Here is an 18,579-nt window from a genome sequence, read left to right as displayed (position 1 = left end):
GGCCCGTATGGGAACGCGCGAGGACATCGTCGAGGCCATCCAGCAGGGAGCCGAGGCCGGACGCCGCGGCGACGACGCGAGGACGTGCCCGTACCGGGGTGACTCCCTGTTGCGTACGGCATGGATCAAGGGATACGCCCGCGAGCGTCCCGCCACGGCCGCCGCCGAGTAACCCACTGACAGCACCACCCCGGGGGGTCCGCCAGGAGCGGGCCCCCTTTCGCATGCCCCGACGCCCGCGAGGAGCGGGCCCGATCGCATCAGGAGTGCATCCCATGACTACCCCGGCCCCGTCCTCGACCGCGCCGAGCGGCCAGCCGCAGAGCGACACCGGCAACCAGCCGAGCGGACAGCCGACCGGCGCACCCGCGCCGGTCGCGACCACGCCACCGACGCCCGCCCCTGTTCCGCAGCAGCAGCCCGCCCCGGTCCCGCAGCCGGCACCCGCCCCACCGGCCGCGCCCGCGCCGGCCCCCGCCGAGCAGCCGCAGCCAGCACCGGCCGCCCAGGTCGCGCCGGCGGTCGAGGGCGACGTCAGCCGTCTGCCGCAGTGGGCCCAGCGGGCCATCACGGACAGCCAGACCGCGGCCCGCGCCGCCGCCGTACAGACCGCCGTACTTCAGACGGCGCCCGCCGCGGGCGCCGACCCGCTCGCCCTGCTCGACTCCATGTCGTTCCGCGCCGCGGTCGAGGCGATCGACCCGGCCGACACCGCCGCACTGACCGCCGCCATCACCGCCGCCGTCACAGCGAACCCCCGCCTCGGCACCCCGGCACAGGGACCGGCCCGCGGCGGCGCCGAGTTCAACGGGCCCCCGGCCGGCGACAAGCGCCCGGCCACCCTCGCCGACGCCATCGCCGCCCGTTTCAACAGCTAACCGCAGACAGGAGTAACCCCCATGCCCGTAACCCTCGACGAGGCCAAGCAGAACGCGACGGACGATGTCGACGTGCAGGTCATCGACGAGTTCCGCAAGGAATCCGTTCTTCTCGACTCGCTCATCTTCAACGACGTCGTCAACCCGGCCGGCGACGGCGACACCCTCACCTACACATACCGCCGGCTCGTCACCCAGCCCACGGCAGCGTTCCGCAGGCTCAACACCGAGTACGCCCCGAGTGAGGTCAAGACGCAGCGGTACAGCGTCGATCTCGCCGTACTCGGCGGATCGTTCGAGGTCGACCGGGTGATCTCCCGTATCGGCCCGGCCGCCTCGAACGCGGTCACGCTGAACATGACGCAGAAGATCAAGGCCGCCCGGACCACGTTCCAGGACGCTGTGATCAACGGTGACACCGCGGCCGACGAGGATTCGTTCGACGGCCTCGACAAGGCACTGTCAGGCAGCTCGACCGAGTTCCGCCTCGGCGCCGTGACGAACTGGACCGACTTCGACACCGACCCGCGCGCCGAACAGAAGGCCCTCGACATCCTCGACGAGTGGCTGTCTCTGCTCGACGGCGCCCCGTCCCTGGTGATCGGCAACAGCACGGCCCTTGCGCGCGTGCGGGCCCTCGCGCGCCGCGCCGGTCAGTACACGCGTGACCCGGTCGACGGCCTGATCGGCGCCAACGGCCGTCCGATCGTCCGGGAGAGCTACGGCGGGATCACGTTCGTGGACCCCGGCGAGAGGGCCGGAAGTTCCGCGCCGATCATCCCGATTGAGAACCGCACCGTGGGCGGCACCGCCGCGACCGGCCTTACCGACCTCTACGCGGTGCGGATCGGCCTCGACGGTTTCCACGGTGTGGCCACCGTGGGCGGGCAGCTGGTGAACACGTGGCTTCCCGACTTCTCCAGCGCCGGCGCCGTCAAGAAGGGCGAAGTGGAGATGGGGCCGGTCGGTGTCGTCCTCAAGGCCACCAAGGCAGCGTCCGTGTTCCGCAACATCAAGGTCAGGTGACCCATGTACCAGGTGAGTACTCCCGTAGCGGAGTTCAACGGACAGGTAGCCGGAGTGTGGTTCGTCAACGGCGAGGCCACCACCGACAGCGAGGGCGCCGTCGCCTACTTCCGGCGCCACGGCTACACCGTGACCCCGCTCGACGACGAGCAGGCCGACGGCGACCCGCCGGGCGATTCCGGCACGACCAGCCCCGACGGCCCGCAGGCGACCAAGCCTGCGGGCCGTCCCCGTTCCAAGGGGTGATCCGTGGGCCGTGTCTACGCCACCCCCGAACAGGTGTGGACCGGCCAGCCCCCGGCGGACGCCGACCGGCTGCTCGCGCGGGCGTCCGAGGACATCGACGATGCCCTCTTGACGGCCCTCTACCGCACCGACAGCGCGGGCATGCCGACCGATCCGAAGGTCGTGACCGCGCTCGCCGAGGCCGTGCGCGCCCAGATCGAGTATTGGGCCGCGACCGGCGACGACGGCACGGGCGCGGCCGGCCGATGGGACAGCGTCTCTATCGGCCCCGTGTCCCTGTCCGGACGCAAGGACGCCCCCGCCGCCGCCGGTGACGTCGACCTCGCGCCCCGCGCGCACCGCGCCCTCACGCGCGCCGGACTGCTGCCGGGGGTGATCTGGTGAACGTCCCCGAGTGGCTGCTCGTCCACCGGATCACCATCGAGCCGTACCTCGGCGACAGCGCGTACGGCCCGACGTACGGCCCGCCGGTCGCGGACGTCCGCGCGCTGGTCGCCGAGACCATCAAGACCGTGCGCGACCGCGAGGGACGCGAGGTCACATCCACCGCACAGATCATCGCCGCCCCTGACCTCGACTGTCCGGCCGAGTCGCGGATCACCCTTCCCGACGGCCGCACCACCAAGGCGATCAGCATCGCCCACCACACCGCGCCGAGTCTGCCGGTACCCGCCTGTACGGAGGTGAGCGCCGAGTGACCGCACGAGCCCGCCTCACATGGAACGGTGCCGCCGCCCTGCGCGGCACCCGCGCGGGAGCCGTCCGGGGTCTGCGCCTCGCCGCCGAACACGTCCTCGAACGCGCCCGCGCCCGCGTGCCGATCGAAGAGGCCACCCTCGAACGCTCGGGCGTCGCCTCGGTCGACGAGGAAGCCCTCACCGCCGCAGTCAGCTTCGACACCCCGTACGCCGTCAGGCAACACGAAAACCTGAACTACCGGCACGACAGCGGCCGGTCGGCGAAGTACCTCGAACGGCCGCTCACAGAAGAGGCCGACACGGTCGCCGCGATCATCGCCGCCCAGGTGCGGAGGTCGCTCCGTGGCTGACCTGCTCGACGGCCTCGCCCGCCACCTCGACGCCCTCGGCCTGGTCGACTACGACCCGACCGGCACGACCGGCGATCTGTTCGTCGAGACCATGCCCCCGGCGCCCGACGCCGCCGTGTCCCTCGCGCTGTACGACGGAGCGGCCCCCGAGTCCCGCGACGACGCCGAGCAGCGCCGGCTACAGGTACGCGTACGCGGCGGGCCCGACCCGCGCGTCTCCCGCAACCGCGCCGAAGCCCTGTACCGCGCGCTGCACGGCCTCGCCGGCGTGCAGCTGCCCGACGGAACGTGGCTCACCCTCGCCGCCGCCCGCGGCACCCCCGCCCCGATGGGCGCCGACAACACCGGCCGACACGAGCACGTCGTGAACTTCGACCTCGACGTGTCCGGCCCCGCACCCACGTAAGGAGTACCCGCATGGCAGGCAGCAGCCGGCCCATTGACGCCCGCGGATGGCTGTTCGAGGTCGAGGACGCGACCGCGCCCACGGACACGTGGCTTCCGATCGCCGGCGTCAACACCTTCACGCACTCCCCCGGGGAGAACGAGGAAACCGTCGACACGACCGTGTTCGAGTCCGACGGCCAGTACGAACAGGACGTCATGCAGCGCGGCGCCTCGCTCGCCGTCGAGGGTCAGTACCGCATCGACAAGACGACCAAGGCCCAGGACGCCGGACAGGCGTACATCGATCACGAGTGGACGAACCGCCTCGGGTTCGAGTCCCGCAACCGGATCAGGTGGCGCCACGAGACACAGACGCAGTGGGTCGTGTGGGACTCCACCGTGACGCCCGGCGAGCAGGGCGGAGGCAACAACGACAAGACGAGTTGGTCGGCCACCATGACCAAGTGCGGCACCGCGACCAAGGAACCGGTGGTGAGCCCGTGACCGAGCACGACCTCGACCTCGACGAGCAGCAGCTCGCCGACGGCGCGGGCCCAGCAGACTTCGACGCGTTTTTCGCCGAGGAGTCCGCCACCCGCCCCCGGCAGTCCCTCACCCTGTACGGCACCGGCTACCAGCTCCCCGAGTCCCTGCCGCTCATGTTCACGTTGCAGATGGAGCGCGTACAGACGTCCAGCAACGCCGACGACGTGCGGAAGATGCTCGCCACCCTGTACGGCCTCGACGTCCTCGACACGTGGGCCGAACACGGTATGACCGACCGGCAACTCGGCGTGGTGCTCATCTACTCGGCCGCCAACATCCGCCGCCCCGGCAGCTGCACCATGCAGCGCGCCGCCCAGCTGTACGAGCAGCAGGAAGCGGGAAAAGCCGCCGCGCCGAACAGGGCGGCGCGCAGGGCGGGCCCGAAGAAGACGACGAAGAAGGGGCGCAGTTCTGGCGTTCGGTCCTGATCAACTGGACCGCCGTCGAGGGCGACCTCGCCCGCGAGTACGGCCTCGCCGCCCGTGACCTCGCCGCCCTGTCCACCCGCCGGTTTCTGGCCCTGGTCGCCGGGCTGTCCGGCGAGTCACGGTTCGCCCGCGCCTGGTCGCGCACGCCCCGCAAGGTGACCAACCCCGCCGAGATCGCGGCTATCACCGGTATCCCCGCCGAGTAGCCACTCGACCGGCGAGCACGCCGGATGACCCCCGACGGGAGGTGATCCGGCGTGGCACTGACCGTCGGCGAACTGCTCGCCACGATCGATGTCGACGACCGTCCGGCCGCCGCGGGCATGCAGCGCACCGAGGACCGGATGCACGCGACCGGCCTACGGCTGGTCACCGACGCCGACAGCGCCGGGCAGCAGGCGGGCGACGCGCTCGGCGAGGGCATGGCCGACGGCAGCGACCGCGCCGCCGGCGAGGGCGCCGGGGCGTTGAAGGCGTTCGGATGGGCCGCCCTCGGCGCCGGTATCGGCGCCGCCCTCATGACGGGAGTCGGGCAGGCCCTCGAACAGGGCAAGATCCCCGGCCAGCTACAGGCCCAACTCGGCACGACCGGACCCGTAGCCAAGAAGTACGGCAAGGCCGCGGGCGACCTGTACGCCGGCGCGATCGTCGACTCGGTCGAGGAAGGCGTCGAGGCCATCAAGGGCATTGCCCGAAACGGCCTGCTGCCCCCAGAAGCCACACAGACCCAGGTCGAGACCCTGGGAAAGCAGGTCGCCGACACGGCCGCCGTCATGGGCGAGGACGTCGGCAAGGTCACGCGCGCCGTCGGGTCCATGCTCAAGACGGGCATTGCCGATTCCGCCGAGGAAGCCCTCGACGTATTGGTCAAGGGCACGCAGAACGGCGTGAACGTCGCCGAGGATCTGCTCGACACCTACGCGGAATACCCGACGCAGTTCCGCGACCTCGGCCTCGACGCCCAGACGTCCATGGGCATCCTGCAACAGGGATTGCAGGGCGGCGCGCGCGACGCCGATATCGTCGCCGACGCGCTCAAAGAACTGAACATCAGGGTCAAGGACGGCAGCGGCGCCGAGGGGCTTAAGGCACTCGGCCTGAATGCCGACCAGATGGCCGCGGCATTCGCCAAGGGCGGGCCGCAGGCAAGGGCGGCACTGGACACCATCACCGACCGGCTACGGGCGGTAAAGGACCCCACCGAGCGTTTCCGCCTTTCTCAGCAGCTGCTCGGCACGCAGTCCGAAGACCTGTCGCGGGCCCTGATGAACATCGACCCGAGCGCCGCCGTCGGTGCCCTCGGCAAGGTCAAGGGCGCCACCGACGCCGCGGGCGACGCGATGCGCGACAACGCCGCGACCAAGTTCGAGGAATTCAAGCGCGGCGCCATGCAGACGCTCGTGAACGTCATGGGCGACTACGTCGTACCCGCGCTCACGACCGGCGCCGACTACGCCCTCAAGTTCGGCAAGGGCGTTGCAGCCGCGGCCGGATTCGTCTCCGACCACTCAACGGAGTTCAGGACCGCCGCCGTTCTGATCACCACGTTTTTCCTGCCGACGCTGGTCGCCCTCGCCGTACAGGCGTGGTCCACCTCGACGGCCGTCGTAGCCGGCTGGATCGCACAGAGTGCGGCCGGAGCGGGCGCCACCGCGTCGTTCCTCGCCGCGAACGCGACGATCCTCGCCGGCTGGATCGCCCAGGGCGCCGGCGCGGTAGCCACCGCGGCCCGTGTGGTCGGCGCGTGGGTCCTCATGGGCGCACAGTCCATGATCCAGGCCGCGCGCATGGCCGCGGCGTGGTTGATCAGCATGGGCCCGGTCGCCCTGGTGATCGCCGCCGTTGTCGGCCTGGTCGCGCTGATCGTCGCCAACTGGGATTCGATCGTCAAATACACCACGCAGGCGTGGGACTGGATTTGGAACAAGATCAAGGAAATTGGTCAGTTCCTTCTAGACCTGTTCCTTAAATGGACGATCGTCGGCATTGTCATTTCGCATTGGGATGCGATAAAGACAGGAACCCTGAACGTCTGGAATGCCGTTGTGGCATTCGTCAAGGGCCTGCCCCAGAAGCTCATCAGCTTCTTTTTGAACTGGACCCTTGCGGGCCTGGTCATCAAGCATTGGCAGAGCATCAAAGATGGCACGGTCACCAAGGCGACTGAACTTGTCAATTGGGTGAGGGGACTTCCGGGGCGCATATCGTCTGCCCTCGGCAGTCTTAAGGATCTGCTCTACGACAAGGGAATCGATCTGGTTCGTGGCCTGCTCAAGGGCGTTCAGTCCATGGGTAGTTGGCTGCGGTCGCAGTTGATCTCTTTCGCGAAGAACATGATTCCGGGGCCGATCGCAAAGGCACTCGGAATCGGGAGCCCTTCCAAGGTCATGGCGCGCGAGGTCGGCCGGTGGATTCCGGCCGGTGTCGTCGCCGGTATCCGATCCGGACAGGGCGCCCTCGACCGCGTGATGTCAACGCTGGTCACCCCGCCCGCCGTTCCCGCTTTCGCCGGCGCGGGTGGGGGCGCGTACGGCTCCCCGTTCGCCGCGGCCTCGACGGGTCCGGCGGTGCACGTCGAGCACTGGCACGCCGCCGAGAACGGCACCCCCGATGACAACGCCCGCGCGCTCGCGTGGCTGGCCAAGGCGAGGGGGTGACCGTGGCCGCTGGTGACCAGGTGACCCGCCCCGGGCACGTGCAGTACGGCGACCTGCTGCTCGGCCCCGGCACCCCCTACGGGTGGCGTTCGATCGGTGGTTGGGAAGACCTTCCCGCCCTCGACTCCGGGACCGTGGCGCGGTCGGACGCGCACGGCGCGTTCCCTGGCCGGCTGCTCGCGCAGGCCCGGACGGTCACCCTCGACGGTCTGCTCGTGCGGGCCCCTCGCGCCACGATCGGCGCGGTTGTCGCTGCCCTCGGCGCGGGCACGGTGCCGGTCGAGGACGAACGGCCGCTCGTCGTGTGGCTCGACGAGCGCGGGCCCCTGCTCGCGTACGCGCGCGCCACCCGCCGGGCGGTCCCCGCCGGCCTCGGGTACCGCCTCGGCACGATCACGGGCGGGGCGATCGAGTTTCAGGCGACCGACCCGCGCCGGTACGAACTCGCCGAGCGCACCGTGTCGGCGACCCTGCCCATGTCCGAGGCCGGTCTGTCGTGGCCGTTGTCGTGGCCGCTCCCGTTCGGCAACCCGGGCAGTACCGGCGCCCTGTCGGCGACGAACCTCGGTGGAGCCGAGACGCATCCGGTCGTTGAGTTCCGGGGCCCGGTGACCCGTCCGTCGTTGACCAACCTCAATACGGGCGACGCGATCGAGTACGACATTCCCCTCGCCGCCGGCGACGTGCTCGCCGTCGACACCCTCGCCGGGACGGTCGTCCTCAACGGCACCGCCTCGCGGATCTACACCGCGACCAGCCGCTCAGTGCCCGAGCAGACGTTCACGCTCGCGCCCGGCATCTCATCCCTGATCTTCCGCGCCGCGCCCGGCAGCAACGACCCGACGGCGTCGGCGACCGTGCGCTACCGCTCGGCCTACTGGTAAGGAGTCCCCGCCTGTGTCCGTGCGTTCGGCATGGCTGCTGCCCAACGGGCAGACCCGAGAAGACACCCGCCTCACCCCTGTGGGCACCTACGCGCCCGAGTCGGAGATGCGCACCCGCGACGGCGTGATCGCCGGCGGGAACCCGTTCGCCGCGACCAGCGCGGGGGCGATGTCCGTACAGATCGGCACCGGCCGCGCTCTGGTGCAGGGCACCGACGCACAGGGCGCCTACCCCGTGTCGGTCGACGCCCCCGTAACCCTCACGTTCACCGACGGCGAGGCGCAGTTCGCCCGTATCGACTCCGTCGCCGTGCGCGTGTACGACCAGTTGTTCGACCAGGCCGGCCAGAACCTCGCCACCGTCGAGATCATCCGCGGCACGGGGTCGGCGACCCCGACCGCGCCGAGCATGCCCTCTGCCTGTCTGCGCCTGTGGGACGTGACCGTTCCCCCGGGCGCCTCGGCGGGCACGGGCGGTATCCCCTGGTCGTCCGCCCTCGGCGACCGGCGCCGCTTCACCTCCGCTTACGGCGGCATCATCCCGCGCGGGTACGGCCTCGCCTTCAACGGTTCGTACGACGGCCAGTACCGCGACAACGGCGCCGGCCTGGAACGGTGGAACGCTGCGGCCGGCGCGTGGGCGCAGTACCCCGCCACCCCAACGCGCCCGGTGGTGACCGCGCAGGCCGCCGACCCGCCGCTCAACCAGACCGGCGCGTTCGTCGACTTCACCGCCGCCGCGTGGCCGCGCCTCACGTTCACCGTGCCCCCGTCCGGGGCCGTGTTCGTCACGATCGGCGGACAGGTCTCCAACCGCACGACGACCGCCTCAACCGCGTGGATGACGTGGCGGGCGACCGGCGCCTACACCGAAGCCCACGGCGGACCGAACGGGATCAGCGCACAGTCCGGCCGTGTCATCGCCTCGCGCCGTGTCTACCGCCCCGGCCTCACCCCGGGCGGACAGGTGACGCTCATCCCCGGTTGGAACATCAGTAGCGGCAGCACCGGCGGCACCGACGTGTTCGTACGCGACGGCCAACTCACCGTGGAGTTCGTGCAGTGATCGCGCCGCCGTACCGGCTGCTGTTCTGCGATCTACGATCCGACCAGCTGCTCGACGCCCTGCCCGTACAGGGCGTCGCCCTCGACGACTACATAGGCAAAACGGGCCGGCTGACCGGCACCGTGCCGATCCCCAACCGCGCCATTGCCGAGCGGGCCCGCCGGGCGATCGTGCCCGGCCGAACGGCCGTGTGGGTCGAGCGCGGACGCGACATCTGGTGGGGCGGCATCCTGTGGACGCTCGCCCTCGCCTCGGACGCCCGCGGGTTCCTCGGCGCGCAGATTCAGGCCGGTGGATGGGAAAGCTACCTGTACCGCCGGCTGCTGTACGACACGCAGACCGCCGAGCAGGTCGACCAACTCGACATAGCCCGCGGCCTGGTCGACTACGCGCAGAACACCCCCGGTGGGAACATCGGCCTCACGTACGACATCGCCGTATCCGGCGTGCTGCGCGACCGCACGTACCTGCGCTACGACCTGCCCACCATCGGCGACCTGCTCGACGACCTCGCCGCCGTCGAGGACGGGTTCGAGTGGCGCATCGCGTCGTTCCGCGACAGCGACGGCCGCCGGGTCAAGCGGCTGCAACTCGGACACCCGGTCATCCGCGCGGGCGCGACCGAGGTCGTGCTCGACCACCCCGGCGCGGTGCTGTCCTACACGTGGCCGGTCGACGCTACGGCCAAGGCGAACGCGTGGCAGTCGCGCGGCGCCAGTATCAACAGCAACCAGGCGCAGGACAGTTACCCGCTTACCTCGCCCGTGCTGGTCGACGACGCCGATATCGCCGCCGGGTGGCCGCGCCTCGACGGCAGCAGCGACTACACGACCGTTGAACAACAGGCCACCCTCGACGCGCACGCCCGCGCCGACTGGACCACGGCCCGCGACCCGGTGCAGATACCCGAGGTCGAGGTCTTGCTCGGCGGGAACATCACGCCGGCCCTGCTCGGCGCCACGGTGCGGCTCCGCATCCGCGACATGTGGCACTCCGACACCCTCGACGCCCGGTACCGCGTCGTCGGTCTGTCTCTCTCCCCGCCCGAGCGAGGCCGCCCCGAGACTGCCCGCCTGTACTTGGAGGTCCCCTAACCGTGCCCTACGTCCCGCAAGACGTGCTTGACCGGATAGCCGCCCTCGAACGCGAGGTACGGCAACTGCGGGGGCGGGCGCAGATGCGGCCCGCGCTCAACCAGGTGTTGAACGGTGACGTAGTGATCGGCGAAGGTGGCCGGTTGATCGCCCTCGCCCCGAACGGCAACCGCATCTTCATGACCGGCGAGACCCCCGCAGGAGACTGGGCGGTCGGCATCGCACGCCCCACGGATGGCACGGCCGCCCTCACCGTCGGCGACGAGAACGCCGCCGGCGCCGGTCAGATGATCCGCATGTGGAACCGCGACCAGGGCAACCGCGATGTGCTCGTGATGGATGACGCGTTCTCCGAACGGTTCCTCGGCCGCCCGTGGATGCCCATCGGCCTGTACCCGACCGCGCGCCAGTCCAACACCAGCACCGCGTACGACACCGCGTGGTGGGGCGCCAGCCCGGCACACAACGCGGTCGCTGTGATCGTCGTGTTCACGTACGCCGGGACCGGTGGCGGACAGGTCAAGGTGACCATGACGCCGTCCGGCGGCACCGCGCAGACGCTCGCCGAGTGGGACGTCGCCGCGAACACGTGGACACAGCGCACCATCGAGGCCCCCCTCGACGGAGTCGAGTTCCTGCAAACGGTCGTGTGGGACGTGAGCCACCGCGCCAAGACCAGCGGGCAGAACGTCGAAACGCGCATGTACCGCGCCTACACCCGGAACACCTTCACCACCGACGAGGCACCCGACACCCCCGTACGCACCGCCGCCACCGTCGCGGCCCCCGGCGCCATCGCCGCCGCGACCGACAAGGGGGTGTGATGCTGCCCGAGGGAATCCCCACCGTCCGCGTGACAGGGCGTTTCCTGTCCCCCGACGGCCGCCCCCTGTCCGGCCAAGTCGTCTTCCGTGCCCCGAGCCTGATCACGTTCGGCGCGTACGACGTGATCCTCGGCGGGCCCGTCACAGTCCCGCTCGACGCCACGGGCGCGTTCGCCGTCGAACTGCCGGCCACCGACGCCCCCGGCATGAACCCGAGCAGCTGGTCATACACAGTCGCGGAACAACTCGCGGGCGTCTCGATGAACCGCGTCTATCAGGTCGTCCTGCCCGCCGAGGCGCCCGAGGCCGACCTCGCCGACATCGCGCCGACCAACCCCTCGACCCCGACCTACGTCGCCGTACGAGGCGACAGCGCGTACGAGGTCGCCGTCGAGCAGGGGTTCACCGGCACGGTCACACAGTGGCTCGCCTCGCTGGTCGGCCCGGCCGGAGCACGGGGCGCCACAGGTGCGACCGGAGCGACCGGCACCGCCGGGGCGACCGGCGCGCAGGGACTACAGGGCGCCCAGGGAGCAGCGGGCGCCCCGGGTGTGGTGCAGTCCGTCAACGGGAAGTCCGTCGCCGCGGTCGTTCTCGCCGCCGCCGACATCGGGGCCGTCCCCGCGACGGGCGGCACGTTCACCGGCCGCGTGATCGTCAAGGGCGACGGCACGAACAACGTCGCCGAATGGCAGGACTCAACCGGCGCCACGCGCACCCGAGTTGGGCCGAGCGGCAACCTGGTTGCCTCAGCAATCGCCTATCTCGCCAACTCGGTGCAGTTCGGAGCCACAAGCGCCGATGTCGGCGGAGGCGTGGGCGTGCTGGGTATCACCAACGCCGCCACGGTGCCCGCCAGCAACCCGGCAAGCGGGGCGATCCTGTACGCCGAGGGCGGCGCGTTGAAGGTGCGCCAGTCCGACGGAACCGTGTTCGCCATCGCCGCCGCGCCGGTCACGTCCGTCAACACCAAGACCGGTGCCGTCACCCTCGCCGCGGCCGACGTCGGCGCCGCGGCGACCGCTCACACCCACACCGCGGCCGACGTGGGCGCCGTCGCCACCGGCACGGCCGTCCTGCTCACCGGAGCCCAGACCGTTGCCGGCAACAAGACGTTCACCGGCAACCTGATCGTTCAGGGCGTGGGACAGACGCAGGCCATCGTCAAGGCCGCGGACACCTCCCGCACCAGTACCGCCACGGTGGCCGCGGACACGCACCTGATCTTGCCTGTGGTCGCCAGCGCGACATACATCGTCGAGGCCGTTGTCGTGTGGACCAACGGGGGCGGAGGCTTCCGCGCCGACTGGTCGGCACCGACCGGCGCCACGATGGTATGGACCGACAACGACGGCGTTGGCGCCCCGGATCTCGGCACCGACCTAACGTTCAGCGTCACCACCGGGACCACCTTCCAAGGCGCATTGATCGTGAGCACCACGGCCGGAAACCTCACTCTGCGGTGGGCACAGAACGCGTCCAACACCGCCGCAACGGTCCTGCTCGCCGGCTCCTATCTGAAGCTCGAACGCGTCGCCTGACCCCCATACCTCCCGTACGCCCCGCGCACCGCGCCGGGCGTTTTTTCATGTCTGGAGAGACCCATCATGACCAGCACCTCGCGCGGCCTCGACGTATCCGCCTACCAGCCCGCCCAGAACTGGACCGCGCACAAGGCCGACGGCCTCGCGTTCGCGTTCGCCAAGGCGACCGAAGGAGAGAAGGGCCGCGACGGACGGTTCGCGACCCACATCAAGGGCATACAGTCCGCCGGTCTGATCGCCGGCGCGTATCACTTCGCATGGCCGAACCAGTCCGCGGCGACAGAGGCAGCGAACTACATCGCGGCCGTCAAGCCGTACGCGCGCGCCGGCTTCATTCACTGGCTCGACCTGGAGAAGTACAGCGACGGCCGCAACTACCGCGGGCGCACCGCCGCGCAGATCAAGGCGTACGCCTCGGCGTGGATCGCCGCGGTGAAGAAGGCGTTCCCCGAGCAGGTCGTCGGCATCTACACGTCCGCCTCGGACATCGCCGCCGGTCACGTCCCGTCGGGCGTTCCGCTCTGGTACCCCGCCTACCCGTGGGGCGCCGCCACGTACGCCCGCGCCGAGGCCGCCGCCCGGCCCAAGCCGTCCGGCCGCTCCGTGACGTTCTGGCAGTTCACATCGACCCCGGTCGACCGGAACATCGCGTACCTGTCCCCCTCGGCACTGCGCGAGTGGGCCCAGGGCGACAGCGACGACGCCGACGACAACAACGACGAGCCGAAGCCGTACACACCGCCGAAGTTCCCGACCGGCCTTGCGCCGGGCAAGGCCGCGCCGTCGGCCGTCACGCTTCAGCGCGCGCTCAAGGCCGCCGGCTACATGGCCAAGAGCGTCAAGGAGTCCCCGAACTACGGGTCGGCGACTCAGGCCGCCGTGGCCAAGTTCCACAACGCGCACCCGACTTACCGCGCCAAGGGCACCACGCACGACGTGAAGATCGGCCCGAAGGGTTGGGCCGTCCTGTTCCGCCTCGCCTACGGCAAGTAGGCACCCCTCGCCCGCCCCGGCACCGCGCCGCCGGGGCGGGCGCCCCTGTATCCGCACACAAAACGAGGAGTTCCCCCATGAGCACCGCCGCCAAGCGCACCGTCCGTACCGTCATTCAGGGCGTCGTCATGTTCGCCGTCGCCCTCCCCGCCATCGTGAACGCGTCCGGCATCCCCGAGTCCCTTCCGTGGGTCGTCGGCGCCCTCGCCGTCGCGGGCGGCCTCGCGCGCGTCATGGCCCTGCCCGCCGTCGAGCAGCTGCTCGACCGTGTCGGCCTCGGCCTGGTCGACGACAACCAGGGCGGTAGCGCGTGACCATGCCGCCCCCGCCCGAGTCGGTCGCCGTCGAGTTGGAGAAGCTACGCGGCACCATGGCCGAGGGGTTCGCCCGAGTCGATGGTTCCCTCGCCCTGCTCGTACAGCGCGGCGACCAGACCGACCGTCAGCTCACCGACCACGACCAGCGGCTCGACGCCCTCGAACGCGCACGGTGGCCCCTGCCATCCGTCGCCGCCCTGGTCGCCGTTCTCGGCCTCGCCCTCTCCGTATGGCAGTTCGCCACCACCCCTTAGCAGAAACGCCCCCCGTACGGCCGCGTATGGCCGTACGGGGGCGTTTCTGGCGTTCCTGCCGAAGATCCCGGCGCGGCACGGTTGCGGTCCGCGTACTCTGGGTGTAGTCCCGCGTCGTCACGACTCATAAGGGGTGCTGGTGAACGCCTTCACGCGTGAACTCACCACCGGCGACCGAATCAAGGTGTACCGCAAGCGCAAAGGGCTTTCACAGGCCGCGCTCGGTGGCCTGATCGGCCGCTCGGAAGACTGGGTGAGCAAGGTTGAGCGGGGAGTCATCCCCGCTGAAAATCTCTCCGTACTGCTCGAAATCGCGCGCGTCCTCGACATCCGGGAACTGTCCGAACTGACGGGCCGGAGCATCGCACTGGTGACGAACGGCTCACACGAACACGAGTCGGTGCCAGAGATCCGCCGCGCGCTGAACACGATCTCTTCGCGGCTCGGTGACAATCTGCCCGGCACCCCGTTGACGCCCGATGAACTGGCACAGCGCGTTGACGAGGCATGGCACGCGTACGAGCACGACGTCGACCGGTACGCAGTTGTCGGACCGCAGTTGCCTAACCTGCTCGCAGAAGCGCAGTACGCGGCCCGCAACGTCGGAACCGACGACGAGGCCAAGGTCGCCCGCGCGGTGATCAGCCTCTATCACCTGTTGCAGGTCTTTCTACGCCGCGTGGGCGAACACACCCTTTCCCGCGTGGCCGCCGACCGCGCGCTACAGCTCGCCGACCAGACCGGCGACCCGGTTCTACTCGGCGCGTCCGCCTGGAACGTGGCCCTCGTGCTCACCACCACGGGAGCCGTCGCAGAGTCCGCAGACCTCGCGCGTTCGGCCATGGAGATCACCACGCCGGGTGACGACGCCTCCCCTGAACTGCTGTCTGTGCACGGCGCGTTGCACCTCGTCGGGGCCGTCGCCTCGATGCGCGACAGCCGTCCGGCAGCCGCGTGGGACCTGCTTCACGAAGCTGAACGCATCGCCCAGCGCGCCGCCGTAGACCGCAACGATTGGCGTACGGCATTTGGCCCGACCAACGTCGCCATGCACGGGGTGCACCTCGCCGGCGAGGAAGGCGACGCAACCGAGGCTCTGCGCCTCGCGGACGCCATCGAGGACGAAAACCCGGTCCTCCCCCTCGAACGGCGCACGCGGTACCTGGTCGAGGTGATGAACGCCAACCGGTTGAAGCAGGACGATTACGCGACCCTCTACATGATCGGTCGCATTCGCAAGACTTCACCCGAAGAGGTCAAGTACTTCCCCATCGTGCGCGAGGCCATCCGCGACCTGTTGAAGCGTGAACGCCCCTCCTACCGTGCCGAGTTGCGCGACCACGCCACTCACGTTGGCGTCCTCGCCGGCTGATCGGAAACCCCGGAAGAAAGGCACCCCGGAACTTTTTCCGGGGTGCCTTCTTGTGTGCCCCTTACGGTCTGACAAGTGGTGAACTCCCTTGCCACATCGACTAGTCGAGGGGGCACGATGACCGCAAACCGTCAGATCGGTTGGCGCATCGAGCGAGCACCTGACAAACCGTTAGGCCGCACGAACGCCGGCCGCTTCTTCATTCCCTTACGGATCACGACAGACGGTCAGGACGTCGGCGAGGCGCACCTCGTACTGACCGGTTCCGACTCCGAGCAGTTGGTCGGCGAGCTGTCCCGCCTCATTCACGGCGGTGTCGAGCCCGCAGCGCTCGACCCGATCGGGGGGCCCGCATGACGGCCCCCGCCCTCACCGGATACGCATTCCTCGGCTTCACCTGCGCGCACCGCGTCACGACCGGCGCCGTCGTCTACGACGACCACGAATGGCGCGAGGTCTCCGATGTCCTCGACGAACGGCTACACGCCGGCGCCCCCATCATCACGTTGGCGACTGGCGACACGTTCATGCACGTACGGCCCTCGGCGCGGCTGCTCATCTGCGCCCACAAGACCCCCGACCCCTGCGAGCGGCACCAGACCCCCCAGCCTCTCGCCAGCCTCCCCGCGGGCCCGCCATCCCCGGCGGCCTCGGAGGGCGAGAGGTGACCAGAACCGTGACCCCCACACCCGACCCAAGGGCCCTGATGGGCCCCCCGCCGCCGCGGCTCAAACTTAAGGCGGTCGAGGAGTCCGCCAAGGTCGCCCGCGACTTCGCTCGCGAGTACATCGCCTTTCACGTGTCAGCCATCGGCGACACCCTGCTCGACGACGTGCTACTCGTCGTCTCCGAGATCGTCACCAACGCCATTCGGTACGGCACAGAACCGGGCGACTCCCTGCTCGTCGCCCTCGAACACGGCCCCGACCTGGTCAGGATCGAGGTACACGACACCCGGCGTTCTTCGCCCCGCTTCAGGCCGGAGTCCGTAGAGCGTCAACGGGGCCGCGGAATGTTCATCGTGGATGCCCTCGCAACCTGGGGCGTCCGCGACCGCCCATTCGGAAAGATCGTATGGGCGGAGGTGAAGGCATCGTGACCGTGCCCGAAGCCAAGGCGCCACCCGGCCCCGGATTCGTCGCCGGTATCCACCTGGCGACCGGCGTGCACCAGGACTACCTGTTTCCCGTCGCCCAACTGCTCGCGTACCACGCGCTGCCCCGCCTCGACAACGAGAGCGCCGACAGCATCCGCGAGGGCATGCAGGCGTTCGCCGAAGCGCTGCACCTCGGCCCGTACGACGGCCCCCCGCCGCCCATCGGGCACCGCATCCGCATCCGGCGAGGCGTGCCGTGGCTCGACTACGGCGACGGCGAGCGACGGCTCGGCCTACCTGCTGCGCGGTCGTGGCTGGACGTGGTCGAGGCCGGCGGGCCGGTCCGAATCCTGGTCCTGTTCGACCCCCTCGCCGCCGGCGCCGACCAAGCAGCAGTCACCGAGCACGTACGCGAATGCCACGAGCGGGGCGCGATGCGCTGGGGCACGACGTACCACGTCTGACCAGCGCATCGAACGGGCCGCCCCGGAGTGAGATAGACCCCGGGCCGACCCGCCGAGGCCGAGCGTAACCGGACAAGACCTCTCCATGTCCCCACTGACCTGATGGAGGCGCCATGTACGACCTGATCACAAGCCCGTTCCTGGACGACTACTTGATACTCCGCCCCGGAAACACAGCCGGGTTGAAGATCCCGGCACACCGGTACCTCGAACTGCGCGCCGTGACATCGAACGGCACGATGCCCTCATGGCTGTCCAACCGCGTTCAGCGCACGTGGGGACTCGACATCAGCCACCGCAGGCCCGGCGAGGCCCTGCTGATTCGCGAGCCATCCCCGTACGGCCACGGCCGCGCCTCATACGAGGTCAACAACGGGTGCAACTGGAACTGTGGCCACTGCGTTTACGGCGACAAGGTGCACGAGGGTCTCTCATGGGAACCCCGCGAGCGTCTGCTACACATCCTGCGCGACGCCGGAATCGTGTGGCTCGAACTCGGCGGGGGCGAGTGCACCGTCGACCGGCATTTCCCGGAGACGTACGCGCTCGCGTACGACCTCGGAATGATGGTCGAGATCCTGACGAACGGATCCACTCTCGACCGCCCGAGGATGCTCGAACTGCTCACCACGCGCCGCCCGTACCGGGTAACGCTCAGCGTGTACGGCGCCACAGCAGAGACGTTCGACGGATTCACACGACGCCGCGGCGCGTTCGACCACTTCATGCGCGGCCTCTCCGCCGCCAGCGAGGCGAATCTACCGCTGTCGCTGAGCGTGATCATCACGCGTCGGAACGCCCACGAGGCCGACGCCATGCGGGCACTCGCCCACCGCTACGCCCCACGGGTGCGCGAGTACGGCAACATGTCGCCCACTTTCGACGGCGGCGCCGACCCCCTCGACGAGCAGGCCCCCGAGCACATCCGCAACGAAACCCCCTTCACCGGATGCGATGCCGGCCACACGTCCTTGAACGTGAATCCCTTCGGCCTGGCGAGCGTCTGCAAAGTCTCCCGTGACCACCCGATACCACTGCTCAAAGAGGGTGTCGCGGGATTGGCGCGGCTCGGCGGCATCGCCGACCGAGCGCTTCAGCGTCAGGACGCGTGCACCGGCTGTGCGCTTCAGAAGAAGTGCACCAAGTGCATGCCCCTCGTGAAGATGTACCGCCGCGCCGACGCACCACTGAACCGCTACTGCCAACACGCCTGAGAGAGGAATTACGCACATGACCGCAACCGCTGTAGAGATCACGGTACGACCGGACACCGAGGAAGAGGTCGAGGTCGTCGACCTCGACGCCGTCGCCGGCGGCGACGTCATGAGGGGCTGCGGGGACGACAACCCGTACAACTGACCCCCTCCGATCCCGAGGCCGCCCGCCCCGCGCGGGCGGCCTCGGGATCGGAGGGGGTCAGTTGTACGGGTTGTCGTCCCCGCAGCCCCTCATGAC

At 69.9% G+C, this 18,579-nt stretch carries 26 protein-coding genes; all 26 read left to right on the top strand.

The features are described 5' to 3' along the window. Window positions 1-7 precede the first annotated feature (7 nt). The 26 genes from JHN63_RS20375 (at window position 8) to JHN63_RS53975 (ending at window position 18,483) form a co-directional block, all read left to right on the top strand. Window positions 8-172, top strand: coding sequence for an Rmf/CrpP fold protein (locus JHN63_RS20375; RefSeq protein WP_200682536.1), 165 nt, complete (start codon window positions 8-10; stop codon window positions 170-172). Window positions 173-275: 103 nt separating this feature from the next. Next, on the top strand, window positions 276-878 hold the full coding sequence (locus JHN63_RS20370) for a hypothetical protein (protein ID WP_200682535.1): 603 nt from the start codon (window positions 276-278) through the stop codon (window positions 876-878). 21 nt (window positions 879-899) lie between these two features. Then, complete coding sequence (locus JHN63_RS20365) at window positions 900-1,904, top strand: major capsid protein (RefSeq protein ID WP_200682534.1); 1,005 nt, start codon at window positions 900-902, stop codon at window positions 1,902-1,904. Between the two features lie 12 nt (window positions 1,905-1,916). After that, on the top strand, window positions 1,917-2,150 hold the full coding sequence (locus tag JHN63_RS20360; protein ID WP_200682533.1) for a hypothetical protein: 234 nt from the start codon (window positions 1,917-1,919) through the stop codon (window positions 2,148-2,150). Between the two features lie 3 nt (window positions 2,151-2,153). Beyond that, window positions 2,154-2,534 (top strand): hypothetical protein, encoded by a 381-nt coding sequence (locus JHN63_RS20355; protein ID WP_200682532.1) that lies wholly within the window; start codon window positions 2,154-2,156, stop codon window positions 2,532-2,534. Continuing rightward, window positions 2,531-2,848 carry a hypothetical protein gene (locus JHN63_RS20350; RefSeq protein WP_200682531.1) on the top strand — a complete coding sequence of 106 codons (318 nt, stop codon included), beginning with the start codon at window positions 2,531-2,533 and terminating at the stop codon, window positions 2,846-2,848. Before JHN63_RS20355 ends, JHN63_RS20350 begins: the two co-directional genes overlap by 4 nt. Further along, complete coding sequence (locus tag JHN63_RS20345) at window positions 2,845-3,198, top strand: hypothetical protein (protein ID WP_200682530.1); 354 nt, start codon at window positions 2,845-2,847, stop codon at window positions 3,196-3,198. Before JHN63_RS20350 ends, JHN63_RS20345 begins: the two co-directional genes overlap by 4 nt. Continuing rightward, a complete protein-coding gene (locus tag JHN63_RS20340; protein WP_200682529.1) occupies window positions 3,191-3,604 on the top strand; it encodes a minor capsid protein in 414 nt (137 codons plus the stop codon). Before JHN63_RS20345 ends, JHN63_RS20340 begins: the two co-directional genes overlap by 8 nt. Window positions 3,605-3,615: 11 nt before the next feature. Then, complete coding sequence (locus JHN63_RS20335) at window positions 3,616-4,089, top strand: phage tail tube protein (protein ID WP_200682528.1); 474 nt, start codon at window positions 3,616-3,618, stop codon at window positions 4,087-4,089. Beyond that, window positions 4,086-4,559 carry a hypothetical protein gene (locus JHN63_RS20330; protein ID WP_200682527.1) on the top strand — a complete coding sequence of 158 codons (474 nt, stop codon included), beginning with the start codon at window positions 4,086-4,088 and terminating at the stop codon, window positions 4,557-4,559. The genes JHN63_RS20335 and JHN63_RS20330 overlap by 4 nt, the downstream gene beginning before the upstream one ends. 257 nt (window positions 4,560-4,816) lie before the next feature. Next, window positions 4,817-7,216 carry a phage tail tape measure protein gene (locus tag JHN63_RS20325; RefSeq protein WP_200682526.1) on the top strand — a complete coding sequence of 800 codons (2,400 nt, stop codon included), beginning with the start codon at window positions 4,817-4,819 and terminating at the stop codon, window positions 7,214-7,216. Then, window positions 7,213-8,100 carry a phage tail domain-containing protein gene (locus tag JHN63_RS20320; protein ID WP_200682525.1) on the top strand — a complete coding sequence of 296 codons (888 nt, stop codon included), beginning with the start codon at window positions 7,213-7,215 and terminating at the stop codon, window positions 8,098-8,100. Before JHN63_RS20325 ends, JHN63_RS20320 begins: the two co-directional genes overlap by 4 nt. Window positions 8,101-8,113: 13 nt before the next feature. Then, window positions 8,114-9,166, top strand: a complete 1,053-nt coding sequence (locus JHN63_RS20315) for a hypothetical protein (protein WP_200682524.1) — start codon at window positions 8,114-8,116, stop codon at window positions 9,164-9,166. Next, a complete protein-coding gene (locus tag JHN63_RS20310; protein WP_200682562.1) occupies window positions 9,166-10,260 on the top strand; it encodes a hypothetical protein in 1,095 nt (364 codons plus the stop codon). Before JHN63_RS20315 ends, JHN63_RS20310 begins: the two co-directional genes overlap by 1 nt. A gap of 23 nt (window positions 10,261-10,283) precedes the next feature. After that, window positions 10,284-11,084: a hypothetical protein gene (locus JHN63_RS20305; RefSeq protein ID WP_200682523.1), complete on the top strand. Its 801-nt coding sequence runs from the start codon at window positions 10,284-10,286 to the stop codon at window positions 11,082-11,084. Next, on the top strand, window positions 11,084-12,625 hold the full coding sequence (locus tag JHN63_RS20300) for a hypothetical protein (RefSeq protein WP_234477424.1): 1,542 nt from the start codon (window positions 11,084-11,086) through the stop codon (window positions 12,623-12,625). Before JHN63_RS20305 ends, JHN63_RS20300 begins: the two co-directional genes overlap by 1 nt. A 66-nt stretch (window positions 12,626-12,691) precedes the next feature. Further along, window positions 12,692-13,621: a glycoside hydrolase family 25 protein gene (locus JHN63_RS20295; protein WP_200682522.1), complete on the top strand. Its 930-nt coding sequence runs from the start codon at window positions 12,692-12,694 to the stop codon at window positions 13,619-13,621. Between the two features lie 77 nt (window positions 13,622-13,698). Beyond that, entirely contained in the window at window positions 13,699-13,935 is a 237-nt protein-coding gene (locus tag JHN63_RS20290) for a hypothetical protein (RefSeq protein WP_200682521.1), read from the top strand. A gap of 2 nt (window positions 13,936-13,937) precedes the next feature. Then, entirely contained in the window at window positions 13,938-14,192 is a 255-nt protein-coding gene (locus JHN63_RS20285) for a hypothetical protein (protein WP_200682560.1), read from the top strand. Window positions 14,193-14,331: 139 nt separating this feature from the next. Continuing rightward, window positions 14,332-15,564, top strand: coding sequence for a helix-turn-helix transcriptional regulator (locus tag JHN63_RS20280; protein ID WP_307781930.1), 1,233 nt, complete (start codon window positions 14,332-14,334; stop codon window positions 15,562-15,564). A 117-nt stretch (window positions 15,565-15,681) separates the two neighbouring features. After that, window positions 15,682-15,921 (top strand): hypothetical protein, encoded by a 240-nt coding sequence (locus JHN63_RS20275; protein ID WP_200682519.1) that lies wholly within the window; start codon window positions 15,682-15,684, stop codon window positions 15,919-15,921. After that, a complete protein-coding gene (locus JHN63_RS20270; RefSeq protein ID WP_200682518.1) occupies window positions 15,918-16,232 on the top strand; it encodes a hypothetical protein in 315 nt (104 codons plus the stop codon). The genes JHN63_RS20275 and JHN63_RS20270 overlap by 4 nt, the downstream gene beginning before the upstream one ends. An 8-nt stretch (window positions 16,233-16,240) precedes the next feature. Further along, window positions 16,241-16,663, top strand: a complete 423-nt coding sequence (locus tag JHN63_RS20265) for an ATP-binding protein (RefSeq protein ID WP_307781929.1) — start codon at window positions 16,241-16,243, stop codon at window positions 16,661-16,663. Then, window positions 16,660-17,124 carry a hypothetical protein gene (locus JHN63_RS20260; protein WP_307781928.1) on the top strand — a complete coding sequence of 155 codons (465 nt, stop codon included), beginning with the start codon at window positions 16,660-16,662 and terminating at the stop codon, window positions 17,122-17,124. The genes JHN63_RS20265 and JHN63_RS20260 overlap by 4 nt, the downstream gene beginning before the upstream one ends. 113 nt (window positions 17,125-17,237) lie before the next feature. After that, window positions 17,238-18,338: a radical SAM protein gene (locus JHN63_RS20255; protein WP_200682516.1), complete on the top strand. Its 1,101-nt coding sequence runs from the start codon at window positions 17,238-17,240 to the stop codon at window positions 18,336-18,338. A gap of 16 nt (window positions 18,339-18,354) precedes the next feature. Beyond that, window positions 18,355-18,483, top strand: a complete 129-nt coding sequence (locus JHN63_RS53975; protein WP_267953785.1) for a hypothetical protein — start codon at window positions 18,355-18,357, stop codon at window positions 18,481-18,483. Window positions 18,484-18,579: the final 96 nt, after the last annotated feature.

Origin of the sequence: Streptomyces sp. MBT65, from assembly GCF_016612545.1 — a bacterium.
Taxonomy (GTDB): domain Bacteria; phylum Actinomycetota; class Actinomycetes; order Streptomycetales; family Streptomycetaceae; genus Streptomyces.
The sequence above is the reverse complement of the archived record's forward strand: the minus strand, read 5'-3'. Positions and strand labels throughout refer to the sequence as shown.

Excerpts from the sequence above, each read along its gene's own strand:
- JHN63_RS20295 (WP_200682522.1), top strand. The coding sequence starts at position 12,692 with ATGACCAGCACCTCGCGCGGCCTCGACGTATCCGCCTACCAGCCCGCC.
- JHN63_RS20285 (WP_200682560.1), top strand. The coding sequence starts at position 13,938 with ATGCCGCCCCCGCCCGAGTCGGTCGCCGTCGAGTTGGAGAAGCTACGC.
- JHN63_RS20365 (WP_200682534.1), top strand. The coding sequence starts at position 900 with ATGCCCGTAACCCTCGACGAGGCCAAGCAGAACGCGACGGACGATGTC.
- JHN63_RS20370 (WP_200682535.1), top strand. The coding sequence starts at position 276 with ATGACTACCCCGGCCCCGTCCTCGACCGCGCCGAGCGGCCAGCCGCAG.
- JHN63_RS20275 (WP_200682519.1), top strand. The coding sequence starts at position 15,682 with ATGACCGCAAACCGTCAGATCGGTTGGCGCATCGAGCGAGCACCTGAC.
- JHN63_RS20335 (WP_200682528.1), top strand. The coding sequence starts at position 3,616 with ATGGCAGGCAGCAGCCGGCCCATTGACGCCCGCGGATGGCTGTTCGAG.
- JHN63_RS53975 (WP_267953785.1), top strand. The coding sequence starts at position 18,355 with ATGACCGCAACCGCTGTAGAGATCACGGTACGACCGGACACCGAGGAA.
- JHN63_RS20270 (WP_200682518.1), top strand. The coding sequence starts at position 15,918 with ATGACGGCCCCCGCCCTCACCGGATACGCATTCCTCGGCTTCACCTGC.
- JHN63_RS20375 (WP_200682536.1), top strand. The coding sequence starts at position 8 with ATGGGAACGCGCGAGGACATCGTCGAGGCCATCCAGCAGGGAGCCGAG.
- JHN63_RS20255 (WP_200682516.1), top strand. The coding sequence starts at position 17,238 with ATGTACGACCTGATCACAAGCCCGTTCCTGGACGACTACTTGATACTC.
- JHN63_RS20290 (WP_200682521.1), top strand. The coding sequence starts at position 13,699 with ATGAGCACCGCCGCCAAGCGCACCGTCCGTACCGTCATTCAGGGCGTC.
- JHN63_RS20300 (WP_234477424.1), top strand. The coding sequence starts at position 11,084 with ATGCTGCCCGAGGGAATCCCCACCGTCCGCGTGACAGGGCGTTTCCTG.